Here is an 18,228-nt window from a genome sequence, read left to right on the forward strand (position 1 = left end):
AATATTAAACAAAACGCCGCTACTGAAGTGTCTTACTAAGCAGATTATTAGTAAGTACCCCCGCGCCAAAGGCCAATGAGTCGGCGCTGCCAACAATACCTTTGGTATAAATGGTATAGGCGCGCCCGTCTTGTATAGTTATATTTTGCAGGGTTGTTTCAATTGTCGTGGGCGTTCGGGTAGTGGTAATGGTAAAGTTATAATTACCGGCAGTAAGTTCAACGTATTTAGATACCTTGTTAAAGGTAGTACCTCTAACCACAAGGGTGTCATTAGCCCGCAGATCCAGGGCTGATGTGTTGGGTGAAGTATGCACAAACCTTACTTTTCCTTTACCTATGGCTGGCAAACCGGTACTATCAGATAGTATAAATGAACTGACAAACGAACTATCCTTTCTGAAGCCGGTTATAAACATCGTGTATTTCCTGTTGGCTTTAAGCGTAGTATCAAATTGCAGCAAAATAACCGGCGCCGCGGTAGCTGTACGTAACTGTAACGGCGGTTCAAGTGTTGAAAGGTAAAAATATCCCGAACTATTTGGATAAGTATAGGTAGTGGTATTATACCTGATAAAATGCTGATAAAGGTATACCGGCTGGATATCGGGACTTAAATTAACGATTTGAAACTGGGTATTGAGGCCTACTGATGATGCATTGCCCCCCTTACCGCACGAAGAAACAGCACAGATAAAAAGTCCGCATAGCACAGCTATAAAAAACGAAACCAGTACCTTGCTTTTATTTTTATTAACCATTAATGTAATTATTGATTGATGAACAAACCGGTTGCCAGGCCTGTACTTTTATTGCCGTAACCGTAATAAGTGTATATCTTACCGGCGCTTAGCGATACCGTATCCCTTACAATGGTACCCGGAAAGGCGGCCGAATGCAGCGCCATATTATGCTCCCCGGGCGCTACCAAATAAAAAGTTGAAGTACTTTTAAAACCCAGATCTTTCATTTTTGGGGTATCCAGGGCAGCTGTTGTACCTTCAAAGTGCACGCTTATATTTCCGGCATCTGGCGAAGCATTTACAAACCTGATCTTTGCCTGTTTATTTGTATCGGCAACCAATACATCTGTAGTTTTAAAAACCTGGTCGACCGTATTACCAGCTACGTAAAATGAATATACAGAATCCTTACTTAAAGTTAAAGGCAGGCTAAACAGCGGATTGGGATTATTTGGCCCATCTAATTTAACCGAATAGCTTTGTGTACCCGCTTTTACCGAAATATACCCGAGCGTGCCTCCCGGATAAAATGTTGTTGTATTGTTTATTCTCGTACCATTAACATAAATATTAACATTATTAAAACTGGCATTAATAACGTTTAGCGATGACGTTGACGAATCCACGGCATCGGGCTTATCATTATTTTTTTTGCAAGACGTAAGGTAGCCCGTTATGGCTATAATGATCAATAAAGCTTTAACCTTAATATTCATATACAATTATAAGCTATAACTGCTTACTGTAATTTTTGGTATCGGGTGCTGAACAAAAAAAGTCCGGTTTATGATACCGGACTTAGTTTTGGATTTATAATTTAAGTTTACACTTAAGCATAGCTATTGAGCATCACCGGCATAACCAGCATCAGCACGTCTTCATTCTCATCACCTCCCTGCGGCAGTAATAAGCCGGCACGGTTTGGAGTTGACATTTCCAAAGATACTTCTTCGCAGCTTAAATTCTTCAACATTTCTATTAAAAATCTTGCATTGAAGCCAATTTCCATGTCTTCGCCCTCATATTGACAGCTTAAACGCTCGTGGGCCTCGTTAGCAAAGTCGATATCTTCTGACGAGATATTTAACTCGCTGCCATTTATTTTAAGCCTTACCTGATGGGTGGTTTTGTTAGCGTAAATAGCCACACGGTTTAACGACCCCAGGAAGGTAAGCCTGTCGATATTTAATTTATTAGGGTTATTTTGAGGAATAACCGCCTCGTAATCAGGGTAACGCTCGTCAATTAAACGGCATACCAGGTTGATATTGCCAAACTTGAAGAAAGCACTGGTGGAATTATACTCAACAGATACATTCACATCATCGCTTGGCAATGATGATTTAAGCAGGGTTAACGCTTTTTTAGGCAGAATGAATGATGTAGTGCTTGCAGCCTTTGCATCTTTACGACGGTAACGAACCAGTTTATGTGCGTCTGTAGCAACAAAAGTAAGGGCCGATGTTGTTAGCTGGCAGTAAACGCCTGTCATAGCCGGGCGAAGCTCGTCATTACTTACCGCGAAAATAGTTTTGTTGATAGCTTCGGCTAAAACTGAAGCAGGCAGATTTACTGATGAAGCGTTTTCAACAACCGGGATTTTTGGAAAGTCCTCGCCGTTTTCGCCGCTTAGTTTGTATTTACCATCGCCGGCATTAATTTCAATGGCGAAGGTTTTATCATCAACCGAAAAAGCAACAGGTTGCTCCGGTAATGATTTCAGGGTCTCTAACAATATACGCGACGGGATAGCAATCCTGCCGTTCTCTTTAGCCTCAACCGGTAAAGAGGTGGTCATGCTGGTTTGCAGGTCGGTAGCAGAAATGGTCAAGTTCCCATCCTTTATCTCGAACAAAAAGTTTTCCAGTATCGGCAGCACAGTACTGCTGCTTAACGCACCACTTACCGATTGCAGTTGTTTGAGTAATGTTGAGGTAGAAACAATAAATCTCATATGGTTGTAATTAATCTATCAAAAATAGAAAATTTAACGGGCATACTTTTGCCTGCGTAAATAATGTTGAAAAATAGCACATATTAACACTAAAATCAGCGGTGCAACAGTATTAACCAGCTGCCAGTACAATTTTTCGCCGCGGATACGTGCCCTGTCCAGCAGGCGGATCTTAATTTCCTTGGTACGCAGGGCTATCAGCCCCGAGTCGTCGGTCATGTAATCGGCTATGTTAAGCAGCAGGTTTTTATTACCGTAGGTTTGATGGGTATAATGATCATAACCCAGCGGATAAGGCGAACCATCGCTGCCTACCTGATTCTTTAAAATATCACCATCGCTAATCACTATCATTTTGGTAGGCTCGCTTTGTTGCTTTATGGCAACTTGCTCTTTAAGCCCTTCGGGCAGCGGACGGTTTTGCCAGTCGCTTACAAAACTGCCTTCCAATAATACACCCGTTATTTTAGGTGTACTTTGAAATTCTTTAGGGTTTGGCTCCTGCTCCAAAGCCTGCAATGATAATATGTGCGGAGCTGTTAACTTTTTATTATAGGGCGATGAGGTTAGCAACACCGTTTTATTTACATTTTTGGTATCGAGGATATCAATAGTGCTTGCAAACTCGCTGCTGATGCCGTCCAAATTTTTCACCACCGGGTGTTTGCTTAGCGGAATAAATACCGGGTAATACAGCCATGGCAGCATCTGGATCTGCGCCTGCCCGCCAACATTGCCGGTGCTGATGGGAATTTGCGAGCAGTTCATATCAGCAATCAGATCATAATTGATACGGATGCCGTAACGGAAAAGCTGATCATCCAGGTTAAGCTGTTTTGGAAAAGCAAGCTGCTCGCCGCCATGCCCGCGAAGGCTATCCAGTTCGGCGCTAACCTGGTCAATAGTCCACAATACCCGGCCTCCGTGCATGATATACTGATCAAGCTTAAATTTCTCTATTTCCGAAAACTTTTGATCTGGTTTAGCTATCACCAGCAATTTGATCTTTTGCAGATCGGCAAAGGAAATTGCATTCAAATCAACCCGGCCTACCTGGAAACCATCGGCAAGGGTTTTCATGGCATCGTTCAGTTGTAAATCGGTTAGTTCATGATGGCCTTCGGTAAAGCCGATTTGTGGCCTGCCCCCGTTAACCGCTTTTTTTATGGCCGATGAAAATGCATATTCCAGGTTTTGGATAGAGTTATTCAGTACTTCATCGGGCGAGAGGCCTATCCTGCTCAGCAATAGCTTTACCGGGATATCCTTACCATCTGCCGATACCAACGCCGACGGAAATATAAGCTTTTGGCTTACGCCATTATCAGTTTTAACGCTCAGGTTGGTTGGCTCAACACCTTCGGCAGCCATGTTTTGGATCACTTCGTTCTGCTGATCGTTGTTTAAACCTTTCAATGGGTCACGAAACTCGAACTGAATTTTACCTTTACTGTAAGCTTGCAAATCGCTCAGCATATCGCGTGTAGCGCTTTGCAGGCGTTTAAAGCCGCCCGGCAGGTTATCGCCCTGTAAATACACCACCACTTTTACTTTTTTAGGCAGCTTATCCATGATTTGCCTACTGATGGACGATATGGTATAACGCTTTTCGGCAGTAAAATCAAAACGGGTAAAAGTAAATGATGACAGGATCCCCAGAAAAAACAAAACTCCTAAAACGCCGATCATCACAGTACCGCCTACCCCCTTTTGGCGCTGCTTTGCCAGCACAAACAGGGTAAGCCATATAAATATACCGGTGGTGATGATGAAATAAACCAGGTCGCGGGTATCCAGCACACCACGGCTTACCGAATCATAGTGCTGGGTGATACCTAAATTCTGCAATCCCAGGTCCTGCAATGAGAGCAACTGACTAATTGAATCAAACCCACTGTAAAAAAAGAAACACAGAAAAACGGATATCGTAAAGGCAATGATCTGATTTTTAGTGATGGATGAGGTAAACAAACCTATCCCCACAAATACTGCTCCCAATAAAAACAAACCGATGTATGAGCCTATCACTGCGCCGGTATCAATATTGCCCTGCGGCATGCCCAATGCACTTACCGAATAATAGTAAACCAGTGTGGGCAGTAAAGCAAAAAGTACTATTAACAAACAGGCAAGGTATTTGCCCAGTACTATTTCCCAATCTTTTAAAGGGCGGGTAAACAGCAGTTCAAAAGTGCCTTCCTTACGCTCTTCGGCAAGGGAGCGCATGGTAATGGCCGGGATAAGGAACATGAACAGGTACGGCGCAGTGCTGAACAAGCTTTCGAGCCCGGCATACCCGTACTCCAGTATACTTGAATCAGGGAATACCCACAAAAATAGGCCAAGCACCAGTAAAAATACACCGATGGTAACATAGGCCACCAGCGAACTGAGGTAGGATGCTATTTCTTTTTTAAGGATACTCAGCACGTTATATTATATTGTATTAAGCGCCGAAATTACAACAATAATGCGCCAAAGCAAAGTGTGCTCGGATATCGGGGAGAGATATCGGATATCGGGGAGAGATATCGGATTTAATTATTTTAAAACCCCTTTGCGGGTTTAAGCGTGGACGCTCCTTTTAAAGCGTAGTTCAAGCGAAGGACGCTTGAACTTGCCGGGGGACTTTTGAGCTTGTGGGGCAACACTACTGCAACTGCCACTTTAATATCTGCTACTAAAACCTCTGTCCGTCCGTTTCCAGGACCCAACCACCTGTGGCCAAAAGCCGGACAACTACCCAATCCTAAAACCTATACTTATAAGCCACATTTAACACCAACTGATTAATAGCATGGTCGTAATCGGTATTCTTGTATCCCCTTTCAAATTGCAAACCAAAATCGAGCCCGTGATGAGGGCCAATAGGCGCAACAGCTCCTGCCCCTCCTGCGTAAATAAATGAGGTACGTGCTCTACTATTGATGCTGAAAGCGCTGCCTGTTTCGGCATTTACATAAAGGTATTTTGTAAAGTAATATTTCAAACCCGCGGTTAGCGGCAGGTAAGCATACAGATCATGATAGTGGTCATCGTAGAAAACGTTTGACGAGTTGCTTGAAAATAAATACTGCGGGGTTGATGCGGTAAAAACAAAGCCGGTGCCGACTGTAAAATGCAGGGTTTCGGTGATCGGCTTTTCCAGCTTCAGGTTAACGCTAAAGCCGGCATCTACATTAAAATCGGTACCGTTATCATTGCGGTAATTCATGTTAAGCGGAGCTATTATTCCAGACCCTGCACTTAACGATGTTTGTTCGCCACGCTGCGCTTTGGCTACAAATGAAAATACAGTAAACAATAAAATGAATGTGATGTGGATAGGTTTATAAGTCATGTTATGTAAGATTACAGGTGCTATTTAACGAAAATACGCCCTTCTGCAATATATCGGCTAAAAATAAAATATTTACCTGCCAAATCTGTAAGCAAATCTGATAGCTGTTTGCTGCAAGGTATGGGCCGACCAGCTTTCATACCTCAAGCCCAATTCAAAATTGCGGCTATCGGTACCGGTAGGGATCATGATTGCCGGGCCAATGGAAAAGGCGAACAATTTACGCTCGTCATAATTAAGTTCGATGGCGCTACCTGCTTCGGCCTCAAAAAACACGCCCGAACCTACATTATACCGTACACCTGCTTTTATCGGTACAAAGACATCACCGCCCGAATGGCCGTAGTTAAAAGGCGAATCTTTGCGAAAGAAACTGCTGAACCCCGCTGTGAGCGTTAGGCTTACCGGGCTTACAACAGGTTGCTCTAACTTTAGCGATGCACCAACACCTACATTGTACAAACTGCGCGATGGAATACCAAATTCAACCCCGGCACTAAAAGCGGTAGAAGGTTTCGGTACATCCTGGGCATAGGTTTTAAAAGCAGGGAGGATAAGGAACAGCAATAACAGTTTTTTCATATCGGGCCGAAAATACAATATTGCCCGGCTAATAATTATGAAGAAAAACAATAAGCCCGGAAAACATTTCCCGGGCTTATTCTAAAGGTTGACAGTAGTTTAATTAAAACCTAAAAGCTACGCGCAATGCAACCTGGCTTGTAGTGCCGTTTTTTGACCAGGCTTCGTAACGTACACCAGCTTCCAGTCCACCTGCAAAGCTATAGCCTACACCAGGTGAGTAAGCAAACGCGGTGCCGGCACCACTTTCTGTACCGAATACCGCACCCAACTGACCTTCGGCAAAAAAGGCATCGTCAAAATAATATTTAACGCCTGCTTTAACCGGGATAAAACCCGCTCCTGATTTACCAAAAAAATCTTTGATCTCTTTTTTATATAGGAAACGTGTATAACCTGCCGAACCTGTTAAAAATAACTGATCGGCAATTGGATGATCATACTTCAATGAGCCGCCAATAGCGAAGTTTGAAATCTTGTGGGCGTCACCAACAGGCAAACCTGCATCAACACCAATACTGAATTTTCCGCCGTCTGAATTTGCTGATTGAGCGTGGGCCGCGATAGCGGTAAAGCCTAAAAAGGCTAATGATAATAATAGTTTTTTCATATAACAATAATGTAATAAAGTTTGGCATGGCGGGGTACCTCCGCCTTGCCGGTTCGCCTATATAGATGTTACAAACCAGCAATTCGTTACAAAAAATGTTAAAAAAATATTAAATGGGTAATAGTTATAGATGATAATTACTCCACTACGTCCTTTCGGATACGGAGCGATGATTTGTTTTTTAATTATTGGTAAGGCTGATAAACACCTCCTCCAACGATTTGCCGCCGTTGTTTTTCCGGAGTTGCTGCAGCGTATCATTGGCTACGATAATTCCTTTATTAATGATAATCACCTGGCTGCAAACGGCTTCAACCTCCTGCATAATGTGGGTTGATAGTACAATGGTTTTGCTTTTACCCAAATCGAGGATCAGCTGGCGGATCCCTATCAGTTGGTTTGGATCGAGGCCGGAAGTTGGCTCATCCAGTATCAGTACTTCCGGGTCATGCAGCATGGCCTGTGCCAGCCCTACCCTTTGACGATAGCCTTTGGATAGCTGCCCTATCTTTTTATGCTGCTCGGGGCCGAGGCCTGTTTGTTCAATAATATCGGCCATACGTTTGGCAGGTTCATGAATTTTATGGATGCCCGCAACAAAGCCCAGCGATTCTTTAACATACATATCCGTATACAGCGGGTTACTTTCAGGCAGGTAACCGATACGGCGTTTAACCTCAAGTGGCTGCTTAGCCACATCAAACCCACACACAGATGCCATACCCGATGTTTGCGGGATAAAGCCGGTAAGGATTTTCATGGTGGTTGATTTACCTGCACCATTAGGCCCTAAAAAACCTAATACACCCGGCTGGGCAGTAAAACTGATGCCATCAACAGCCTTTTGTACACCATAAACCTTGGTTAATGCCTCAACACTGATACTCATGGCTGTAAAAATATGCTTTAGATATGAGATTTGAGACGGGAGATTTGAGATTCATGCAAAGCGGAGAGTTCTTTTGTGGTGTCCGTCCGTCTAGAGGAGCCGGTTCGCTGCAAACCATTCCGGATGGTAGTTTACAGCCTAAAAATCAGAAGATTGTTATGTACCTCAAAGGTTAAAAAGTTCATGTGAATGTCATTCTGAAAACCTTTTGAGGCGATAAGGCAACATATACTTTGTAAAAAACGTATTACAATTCAATAGTTTATAAAGCTTGTCTGCTTTTGTCCTTCGGAGTATGATCCCCGGGGCGGACGGACAACAGTACAGCTTTATAAATGCCAACCAATAATAAAGGTGTTTTGCAGAGGCGCACCACATGTGTCTGTAATATGCAGGGATAACATGCAAGACAAAGCATAGAAGACCTCACGTGATGCGTCTCCGCATAAACTACCTTTCAAATACCACGGAGTCACTATCAGCTCCGAGTTGCCCTAATATGTCACTGAGCTCAGTAACCATCGCGTCAGGGCCGCATATATAAAAATGCTTTGAGAAATCTTTTATTTCAGCTTTCAGAAATTTGGCATCTATGCGCCGTTGATCATACATACTGTCCTTTTGGCCGGTAATAGTAAAATGCGCGTTTGCACCAAGGATGCTTTTCAGTTCATCCCTCAAAATGATATCCTTATCAGTTTTATTGGAAAAGAAAAGCTTGTTATCGGCAATTGAACCATCTCTATTTAATTGCCTTAGTATAGCCAAAAAAGGGGTAATACCTGCACCACCTGCAATAAAGTAACCGGGTCCTTTATATTCAATAGCCCCCCAAACGTCGCGAATAATAAGCTCATCACCTTCATTAACCTTGCTTAGCCTATTGGTAACACCATCATGGTCGGTATAAGTTTTTATGGTAAACTCAAGATAATTATCATCGTTAAGGCAAGTAAAAGTAAAGGGACGTGTTTCATTACGCCAGCCCTCCATATTGATTGATAATTCGGTAGCCTGACCCGGAATAAAGCTGTAACCGGCAGGTTTTTCAAGCCTGAATTGCCTCACATTGTGGGTAACATATTTTGCGGAAAGTATTTTTACGATTTGTTCCATTTGTGATCGGTATCGCAGGCTTAATACAATAATAATGCAAAACAGCCAATAGTTTATAACTATTGACAATAATTGTAGATGGTTTACAAATTATGAGAAATGGCTGACTGAATATGCGGAATATATGAAGGTAAGGTTTCTCAAAAGTTAACACCCCTTAAAGCATCGTTTGATAACAAACAATGAATGCAATCCTATTTACCGGACTGGTTTGTATAGTTATGAATGCTCTCTCCATACGCGTTCAGAAAAAAAGATACCTGGAAATAAGGTTTTATTAGAAGCAGCTTTTAAGAAAACGATATTTTTAGGTAACACTTATCTCAAAGTAAATCCGAAATCGAAATTCCCAAATCCGAAATCAAAAATTATCTTTGCAGCTATTATGAGCAAATCAACCGACGAACTTTTTAAAAATGTTATATCGCACGCCAAGGAATATGGCTTTGTTTTCCCTTCCAGCGAGATTTATGATGGCTTAAGCGCAGTTTATGATTATGGCCAAAATGGCGCCGAACTCAAAAACAACATCAAAACCTACTGGTGGAAAGCCATGGTGCAAATGAATGATAACATTGTAGGCATTGATTCGGCCATATTTATGCACCCTAAGATCTGGAAAGCAAGCGGTCACGTTGATGGCTTCAGCGACCCGATGATCGACAACAAAGACTCCAAAAAACGCTACCGCGCCGACCAATTGCTGGAAGACAAGATAGCTAAATACGACAGCGAAGGCAAAACCGATAAAGCTGAACAACTGCAGCATGACATGGATGAGGCCCTGAAAGCCGAAGACCTGACCCGCCTGCGCGATCTGATCATTGAGCATGAAATTGCCTGCCCGGTAAGCGGCACCCGCAACTGGACAGAAGTGCGCCAGTTTAACCTGATGTTCAGCACCCAGATGGGCGCTGTGGCTGATGATGCCGATACCATTTACCTTCGTCCTGAAACCGCGCAGGGGATCTTTGTAAACTACCTTAACGTGCAAAAATCGGGCAGGATGAAAATCCCTTTCGGTATTGCGCAAATAGGTAAAGCTTTCCGTAACGAGGTTATTGCCCGCCAGTTCATTATCCGCATGCGCGAGTTTGAACAAATGGAGATGCAGTTCTTTGTTCGCCCCGGCACACAAAAAGAGTGGTTTGACCAGTGGAAAGAAGCCCGCTTAAAATGGCACCTTGCACTGGGTACCAATGCCGCTAAATATCGCTATCATGAGCACGCCAAACTTGCTTTTTATGCCGATGCTGCATTTGATATTGAGTTTGAATTCCCATTCGGATTTAAAGAGGTTGAAGGTATCCACAGCCGTACAAACTACGATTTAAGTCAGCATGAAAAATTTTCGGGCAAAAAACTTCAATACTTTGACCCCGAGGTTGATCCTGAAACAGGTAAGCCTTTTGGCAACTATGTACCTTACGTAATTGAAACATCGATAGGTTTAGACAGGATGTTCCTGCTTACCATGATCAACGCTTACGAAGAGGAAGACCTAAGCACCGAAGATAAACAGGACAGCCGCACTGTGTTACGCCTGCACCCTTGCCTGGCACCGGTTAAAGCCGCTATTTTCCCGCTTACTAAAAAAGATGGCCTGCCCGAAAAAGCACGCGAGATCATGGATAAACTAAAACTCGACTTCAATATCCAGTACGAAGAAAAAGACGCTATCGGTAAACGCTATCGCAGGCAGGATGCTATCGGCACGCCTTTCTGCATCACGGTAGATCATCAAACCTTAGAAGATAACACCGTAACTATCCGCCACCGCGACAGCATGGCCCAGGAACGCGTTCCTGCCGATCAGTTGGATAAGATCATCGGCGATTTGGTTAGCTGGCGGAATGTGTTGAGTTAGTAGAGTTAATAGATTAACAAGTAATCATAATATGTCCAAAGCCTGCATTAACCGTGCAGGCTTTTTTGCAATTCCCGACAAGCTGTTTCGTTCACAAAACGGACGGACACCATACCAACCCAATCTGCATCCCTCCGGGCTAATTATCGGCGAAGCAAACAATTGTTTGTCTTGTTCCTTTCAGTGTAAAATCCTGCGTCTATGCCTGCTGTTAAAGAATACCCCTTTTACCTTAAAAGTACTGTTATACTTTTTGGATTGATATTATTGGTTTACGTGTTTGCCCAACTGGCAGATGTGATGATCCCGCTTGCCTTTTCGGCTTTTATTGCTATTTTGCTTAACCCTGTTAGCAACTGGCTGCAGGAACATAAAGTGCCCAAAATTTTGTCTATATGCCTGGCTATGCTGCTTGGCGCTATTTTACTGACAGGGTTGTTCTATTTTCTTTCTACCCAGATCATCCAGTTTGGAGATTCGCTGCCCACGCTTAAAAAGAAGTTTGGTGAAATGTTCATCACCTTTAAAGACTGGGTAGCTACCACATTTAACTACTCAGTTCAAAAGCAGGATAAGCTTATCAAAGACGCTATGGATAACAGCCAGGCGCTGGTAGGCCGCACACTTGGCAATGTGTTAAGCACGTTTGGGTTGATATTTGTGGTACCCGTATATGTTTTCCTGGTATTGTTTTACAAAACCCTGCTCCTGAATTTTATTTACGAAGTATTTTCTGAAGAAAACTCCAAACAGGTTGCCGATGTTTTGAAAGAAACCAAATCGGCCATCCAAAGCTATATCCAGGGTTTATTGATTGAGATGGTGATAGTTGCTGTCATGAATTCGCTGGCCCTGATATTACTGGGTGTTAAGTATGGCATCCTGATAGGTGTAATAGGCGCTATCCTTAACCTGCTGCCCTACCTGGGCGGCATTATAGCCATCTCACTTCCCGTGCTGATGGCAACGGTTACCAAAGACGGTTACACAACGCAGTTAGGAGTGATCATAGCTTATCTTGTTATCCAGTTTATTGATAATAATATCCTGGTACCGCGCATTGTGTCATCAAAAGTGCAGATCAACGCGCTTATCTCCATTGTGGTTGTGTTGTTAGGCAATTTACTTTGGGGCTTATCGGGCATGTTTCTTTCCATTCCATTTGTAGCAGTCCTCAAAATCATCTTCGACAGGATTGACACCCTGAAACCCTGGGGCAAACTCCTCGGCGATACTGTACCCACCAGACCTAAAGGGGCCGGCTGGACTAAAACCAGGAAAAAAGCGGTGCTGCCGGAGGATGAGGTGAAAGGCAAAAGCTGAAAGGCGAAAGGCCAAAAACAAAAGGCGAAAGGTTAAAGATGAGCACAGATACAGCTACCTTTAACCTTTCGCCTTTAACCTTTTACCTAAATTAGTGCATCACCGGATTATCTCCATTATGCAGTGTACCGTTAATATACAGCAATTGATTTACCTTTTTAGGATCGCCCTGGTATACCCATACAATATTGTTGATATACTTACGGAATGCATTGCTCACATCATCGGGAGTGAGTTTCTTTACATCATCAACCAGGGTTAATGAACGTTTCCAGTTATCATGCAATACTTCATTTGCTGCTATTGATGATGCCTGGGCGCTGTTGGTTTCGTTTTTATAGTAAAAACCGGTAAGGTAAGTAACCTTCATATCGGCTACATCTTCAGGTTTAAAACCTTCGCGTTTAATTTTATCAACCAGCTTATCAAACACAGCTATGTATTTATCAGGCTCGGTTGTTGAAACAGAGAACTTGGCAGTTGAGGTTTGACCCGCGCTAAACCATGCCTGTGGGGCATATGACAAACCGTTATTAGTACGTACCTCTAAAAAGTGCATGTTCGAGAAGATGCGCATGGCTACATTAAAAGCGTTAAAATCGGGCGTACCGGCGGCAGGACCACTGGCGATACCTTCTACATAATTGGTAGCCAAATCACGTTTTTCAACATTGATGCTGTTTTTGTCGGCCCTGAAAGTCGATTTTTTAAACGCGAAAGCCGGGCCTTGTTTAATACCGCTCAGCATACCCTTTACTTTAGCTTCAATAGCAGCCTGGTCAAGATCGGCAACCACAACAATTACCATGCGAGATTTGGTCAGTATCGACTGATAATAAGCCTTTGTTTCGGCAGGGGTTAAGGCTGTAACAATAGCTACGGTCCCGCTTGGGTCTTTAGCGTAGTTGGTGCCAGCAAAGGCTACCTTATCGGCATACTTATCAATGGCATTATCGGGCTGTGAATCTTCTTGCTTAATGTTATTGATGGCATCCTGCTTAATGCGCGCAAACTCCTTTTCGTCAAACTTCGGCTGGGTTATAGCCTCCACATATAAAGGCCAAACCACGTCAAAGTCGCCTTTAATACAGTTCATGCGCACTACCGAATAGTTTTTGTTGCTGCTGCCGTAAACGGTGGCGCTTACTTTATCCAGCTCATCTTTAAAGCTGTTTTTATCGTGCTTTAAAGTACCGCATTCGGTAAGGGCGCTCATTGCCAGCGACTCAATACCCGCTTTGGTAGCCGGGTAGTTTTGCACGCCGCCTTTTATGATGGTTTGTACTTCAACAATATCGTTGCCGCTTGGCTGTACAATAACCTTTACGCCATCTACCGTGGTTTCATAGGCCTGTTTTTGCGCCTTGGCTGTATTCCCTATAGCCGCTGCTACCAGCAGGGCAATTATATATTTTTTCATCATGATGAGGTAGTTTTAAATTACTTGGCTGCAAAAAATGAAGCCGCGTTTACTGTTTTATTTAACTCGGGCGCTATGATCATACCGGCAGCATATGGCTTGCCAATTACGTAAGTCTCCAGGTACTTTTTAATATCGGCACGGGTAACTTTCTGATAGTTGGCATCAAGGTCGGTATAAAAATTAAACGAGGTGCTGCACCACTGGTAGCTGATCTGGCTTGGCAATGATGAAGGTTTTTCTTTAGCTTTAATGTCATTACGGTGCAGGATAGCTTTAGCAGTAGCCATTTGCTCGTCGGTAAAATAGTCGTCCTTGTTCCACATATTTACCTGGTTCATTAACTCGGTATAGCATTCTTTAAGCTTGTTAGGGTTAGGCACCACGAAAATATCGATAGGGCCTACATAACGGCTGGTAGTGTAGTTTACATAGACACCGCTGGCCAAACCTTTATCAACCAATGCCTGCTGCAGTTTTGATGAGTTTAAGCCCACAATGGTCGAAAACACATCGGCAGCAACAGTTGAAGCTGAATCCGTTGGATATGAAGGCCCCTGCCAGGTAAACTCCATATAAGGTGTTTGGGCAATGGTGGCTTCCTTTACAAAATACTCAGGTTTGGTTAAAGGCTTAAATGCGGGTATAGGGAATTTGGTTTGCGGGTCGAAACCACTGTTGGCCCAGTCGCCAAAAATGCTTTCGGCAAGGGCAAAAGCGTTATCATGCTTAACATCGCCGCAAATAGTCAGCAAGCTATTGTTAGGAAAATAATATTTATCCTTAATGATCATCATTTTTTCGGGCGTAGCCGTGTTGATCACTTCGTGCACTCCGATAGGGTTTTTGCGGGTAATGAGATCACCCCAAAGCTTTTGCTGCATGCCATACCAAAGCTGGAAACCAGGATCGCTTTCGGCTCGCTGAAATTCGCCGTCAACCACCGGGCGCTCTTTTTTCATATCCTCCTCGCGGTAAATTGGGAAACGGATAGCCGCGTTCATGAACTTTAACCCTGCTTTAAGACTGTCCCTGTCAAAAGTGAAGTAGTAATTTACGCGCTCAGTATTAGTGGTACCGTTCCAGATAGCGCCGAGCTCCTGCGTACGTTTTAAAAACTTCTCCTGGGTTGGATAATCTTTATTGGCTTTGAAAAACATGTGCTCAAACAGGTGCGACAGGCCGCTGAACTCCGGCCCCTCTGTGTAAGCACCGTTTTTTACAGCTATTTCAATGGTAGTTAAAGGTACTTTGCTGTTTTCAATCACCAGCACATCCAGGCCGTTTGGCAATGTTTTAAGGAAGTAGCCTTCCGGCAACCTCACCTGGGCATTAGCAATGCCGGCGCTAAAAACCGCGGCCATGCCTAATGCAAAAATTTTGATAAAATTTCGGTTCATATATTTACAATGTTTTTAACACTATAAATATATCGGTATAATCTTAAACAAATGAATGATTTAACCGCTTATCCCTAATTTTTTAAAACGAAATTAAGCCTGTGGTGATTTTGGCATATTTACAAACAGCAGTTAAATACCGGCTTTAATACTATTATAAGGCAAACCCATGTCATGAGCGGCGTATTGGGTAAGCACGCTGTCTTTTATGGTAATATAATCGCCTGCCTGGCTTACATGCAGCTTTTCAATGCCATCGCGGTTGTCCATGAGGGGAATGGTACGGGATACTACTGTGCCGGTGGTATCAAGCTCAATAATATAAGTTTCTTTTTTTTCGCCTGCCATATCAGTAAACGGAACAATAACAGTATGGTTATTATCGTCAATAAACCTGCCTATGATATTTTTCCCGTTGAGGTCGGCAGGGTTTAAACCAAGCAGGTATTTTGCTTTTTCGGGCGACAGGCCAAGTATGTTTAGCCTAACGATATTGCCATCAGCATCTTTAGTGGTATCCTGCATGGTAACTTTATCTCCTTGCGGATAGCGGGCTACGGCGTAAAAGGTATTAGCACCGGTACTTTTATCATTATGACCAGGAAGCAAAAAGTTAAGCTGCAGGTTGCTCAGCTTAGCGCTGTCGGCTTTAATTTGTGAGGTGATGCTCAGCAGTTCGGCCCATTTAAGCCTGCCATCTATTTTAACGGTTAACTGGGTGGCTGTATCTGATTTGGTAACCCTTGATATGGTGTAATGCGGCACATTTTTTTTAGTGCAGCCAAAAGCTACAAGCATGATTATTAAGCAAGCGAAGATATTCTTGATCATGTGGCAAAGTTAAACCGTTGGTTTGAATTTAATGATGGTGATTTCGCTGATTTTTGCCGCGGTTATAATATCCATTTGCAGCAACACTGATCATGGAAAAACAGACTAAGCCTGTCATTTAGCTCGCCTATTGTAAACAAACACATTCAAGCTACCTCAGCAAGGTTACATGTCCCTTTTGAACCTCAACCTGTCCATCGCCCATGGTATAGTTGCACATCCAGTAGTAAACACCTGTAGGCACAGGTTTCCCATTATAATTGCCATTCCAACCATCATATATACTTTCCGACTCAAATAGCCGCTGACCCAGGCGGTTAAAAACCGTAAGTTTATACGCTATGGGATTACTGCTTTGATTGGGCCTGAATAAGTCGTTTACGCCATCGCCGTTGGGTGTAAAAGTATTGAAAAACGTAACCGGCTCACATGAATCCTGCGTTATCGTTATATCCAATTCGGTAATGATACAACCTTGCTTATCCAGCAGGACAAAGTGGTTGGTGCCGGCGCTGAGGCCCCTTATTGTTTCATCGGGTGTATAATTTTGGTCGCCATGCTTAATAGTGCCGATAGCTACCCCTTCTACATAGGTGTTAAACTTTACCTGCCCCGCTAATGTACAAATTGCGTTTTTAGCGGTATATGTTACATAAGGTTTGGTCAAAGTAAAATCGGGTACGGGAACTTGTTTTCCAACCCTATCTCCGCCAGATGAAACTATCACCAATTGATAGGAACCTGGTTGCACCCTGTTAAACACGCCTGTGGTATTGCTTATACCGTTTAAGCTATATGTATAATTATCCGGATGAGCTGCTGTGAGTACGGTAACACTTGCTTCGCCGTAAAAATCGCATTCAGGTTTGATGACAATATCATTTACAACAATTGGCGGGCATACTTCCTGTACGAGGGTGCAATCTTTTTCGTACAGCAAACAGCCATTTGGTGTTATAATTGAAAAGTGATAAAAACCCGGGATTAAATTTGCAAAAACATGGTCAATGGGGTAAACCGCGTTGTTATATTGTACCCGGTATAACGCTTTATCGGCGTTTGTTTCCAATTTAATCGAACCCGCGATATCACAAACCGGATCCGTTTTATTAAAAGTAACAACGGGGTCTTGTAGTGAAAAATCAGGAATAGTGAATGGAAATATTTTAGGCTCTTCACCACCAAATGAGGTAATAGTAACCTGGTAATTACCAGGAGGCAGGTTATCAAAAATACCCGTTGTGTTACTTTCTCCGGTATTAAGTTTGTAAGTGTATTGATTTCCGTGTGGGGCGCAAATAATTTCGGCCCGCCCTTTATTCACCACATTGCACTCTCGGGTCACATTAATGCTTTGAAGCTTAATTACCGGTATTTCACCTGTTTCAACAGTACTGCCGGCATCATAAACTATATAGGGCAGTGAACCGGCAATACCTTTTATATGCATATTTTTCAGGTCGAGCTCTATAAGCTCCGACTTGCTATTGTTTACATCAATAGCATATACCGTTACAGCCCCCCTGGAAGCTACCGATGTTAAACCATATACAAACCCATCTGTAATAGGTATAACTAATTTACTTTGGGAGAGATCATCGAGGGAGACTTCGACAATGCCACTATAACTTGCCATATATAGCTTATCGTTATAGAACACAAGATCGCCTGAAGCTCCGTACGGCATGATTCCCAGGTTAACAAGCACGGGATTTTTAGGATCGAGTTTGTACAGCGAATTGAAGTTGGCCATGTACAGAATGCCATTTTTATCAACCGTCATTGAATTCACGAAGGATACCGATGTTAAATACTGGCAATTAGTTACCTGGGGGGTATTACCTCCGGTTATATCAGCTACACTCAATTCACCAGAAGCCTGGGTATAATAAATTTTATTACCCCAAAGTGCAATGGAAAGATACCCCGACCCACAACCGTTAACATTTTTTGAAACCGGGCCGTTAGGGGTAATGGTTACCTGTTGTAAAATTCCCTCTTGAGTAGCGGCATAAAACTGCTGTCCATACACTTTAACAAAAGTTAAAAGTATAACACCAAACAGCAATGCAGCTCTTTTTAGTAAAAGGTTCAAGTTGATGATATGTTCAGGCACAATAGTTTGAGCCAAATATACAGTATTACTAATATCTA

General features: G+C 43.0%; 15 protein-coding genes. 2 read left to right on the plus strand and 13 right to left on the minus strand.

Translation table 11 applies throughout. The features are described from left to right. Positions 1–19: 19 nt before the first annotated feature. From ABID99_RS21465 to ABID99_RS21505, 9 genes are all read right to left on the minus strand, one after another. On the minus strand, positions 20–760 hold the full coding sequence (locus ABID99_RS21465) for a DUF4397 domain-containing protein (protein WP_373615067.1): 741 nt from the start codon (positions 758–760) through the stop codon (positions 20–22). 8 nt (positions 761–768) lie between these two features. Then, the gene (locus tag ABID99_RS21470; protein WP_188834394.1) at positions 769–1,458 is read right to left on the minus strand and encodes a DUF4397 domain-containing protein; all 690 of its coding nucleotides are present in this window, start codon (positions 1,456–1,458) and stop codon (positions 769–771) included. Positions 1,459–1,571: 113 nt separating this feature from the next. Continuing rightward, complete coding sequence (gene dnaN / locus ABID99_RS21475; RefSeq protein WP_090529793.1) at positions 1,572–2,696, minus strand: DNA polymerase III subunit beta; 1,125 nt, start codon at positions 2,694–2,696, stop codon at positions 1,572–1,574. A 33-nt stretch (positions 2,697–2,729) separates the two neighbouring features. Continuing rightward, a complete protein-coding gene (gene gldG, locus ABID99_RS21480; protein ID WP_373615068.1) occupies positions 2,730–5,126 on the minus strand; it encodes a gliding motility-associated ABC transporter substrate-binding protein GldG in 2,397 nt (798 codons plus the stop codon). 319 nt (positions 5,127–5,445) lie between these two features. Further along, positions 5,446–6,036: a hypothetical protein gene (locus tag ABID99_RS21485; protein ID WP_188834396.1), complete on the minus strand. Its 591-nt coding sequence runs from the start codon at positions 6,034–6,036 to the stop codon at positions 5,446–5,448. Positions 6,037–6,108: 72 nt separating this feature from the next. Beyond that, positions 6,109–6,618, minus strand: coding sequence for a hypothetical protein (locus tag ABID99_RS21490; protein WP_176625038.1), 510 nt, complete (start codon positions 6,616–6,618; stop codon positions 6,109–6,111). A 103-nt stretch (positions 6,619–6,721) separates the two neighbouring features. Continuing rightward, positions 6,722–7,228 (minus strand): outer membrane beta-barrel protein, encoded by a 507-nt coding sequence (locus ABID99_RS21495; RefSeq protein ID WP_112654104.1) that lies wholly within the window; start codon positions 7,226–7,228, stop codon positions 6,722–6,724. 181 nt (positions 7,229–7,409) lie between these two features. Next, entirely contained in the window at positions 7,410–8,117 is a 708-nt protein-coding gene (locus ABID99_RS21500; protein ID WP_188834397.1) for an ATP-binding cassette domain-containing protein, read from the minus strand. Between the two features lie 450 nt (positions 8,118–8,567). Continuing rightward, the gene (locus tag ABID99_RS21505) at positions 8,568–9,233 is read right to left on the minus strand and encodes an FAD-binding oxidoreductase (RefSeq protein WP_188834398.1); all 666 of its coding nucleotides are present in this window, start codon (positions 9,231–9,233) and stop codon (positions 8,568–8,570) included. Positions 9,234–9,618: 385 nt separating this feature from the next. On the opposite strand from ABID99_RS21505, the gene ABID99_RS21510 reads away from it, so the two are divergent. Both ABID99_RS21510 and ABID99_RS21515 read left to right on the plus strand, forming a co-directional pair. Next, the gene (locus ABID99_RS21510; RefSeq protein WP_373615069.1) at positions 9,619–11,100 is read left to right on the plus strand and encodes a glycine--tRNA ligase; all 1,482 of its coding nucleotides are present in this window, start codon (positions 9,619–9,621) and stop codon (positions 11,098–11,100) included. 201 nt (positions 11,101–11,301) lie between these two features. Beyond that, positions 11,302–12,423 (plus strand): AI-2E family transporter, encoded by a 1,122-nt coding sequence (locus tag ABID99_RS21515; protein WP_090529820.1) that lies wholly within the window; start codon positions 11,302–11,304, stop codon positions 12,421–12,423. Positions 12,424–12,514: 91 nt separating this feature from the next. On the opposite strand, the gene ABID99_RS21520 is transcribed toward ABID99_RS21515, so the two are convergent. The 4 genes from ABID99_RS21520 to ABID99_RS21535 form a co-directional block, all read right to left on the minus strand. Further along, positions 12,515–13,846: a pitrilysin family protein gene (locus tag ABID99_RS21520; RefSeq protein ID WP_188834400.1), complete on the minus strand. Its 1,332-nt coding sequence runs from the start codon at positions 13,844–13,846 to the stop codon at positions 12,515–12,517. 17 nt (positions 13,847–13,863) lie between these two features. Next, positions 13,864–15,243: a pitrilysin family protein gene (locus ABID99_RS21525; protein WP_229701744.1), complete on the minus strand. Its 1,380-nt coding sequence runs from the start codon at positions 15,241–15,243 to the stop codon at positions 13,864–13,866. 132 nt (positions 15,244–15,375) lie between these two features. Next, the gene (locus tag ABID99_RS21530; RefSeq protein ID WP_373615070.1) at positions 15,376–16,074 is read right to left on the minus strand and encodes a hypothetical protein; all 699 of its coding nucleotides are present in this window, start codon (positions 16,072–16,074) and stop codon (positions 15,376–15,378) included. A 151-nt stretch (positions 16,075–16,225) separates the two neighbouring features. Further along, positions 16,226–18,205, minus strand: a complete 1,980-nt coding sequence (locus tag ABID99_RS21535; RefSeq protein WP_373615071.1) for a gliding motility-associated C-terminal domain-containing protein — start codon at positions 18,203–18,205, stop codon at positions 16,226–16,228. Positions 18,206–18,228: the final 23 nt, after the last annotated feature.

It is taken from the genome of Mucilaginibacter sp. OAE612 (assembly GCF_041806395.1).
Classification (GTDB): Bacteria; Bacteroidota; Bacteroidia; order Sphingobacteriales; family Sphingobacteriaceae; genus Mucilaginibacter; species Mucilaginibacter rubeus.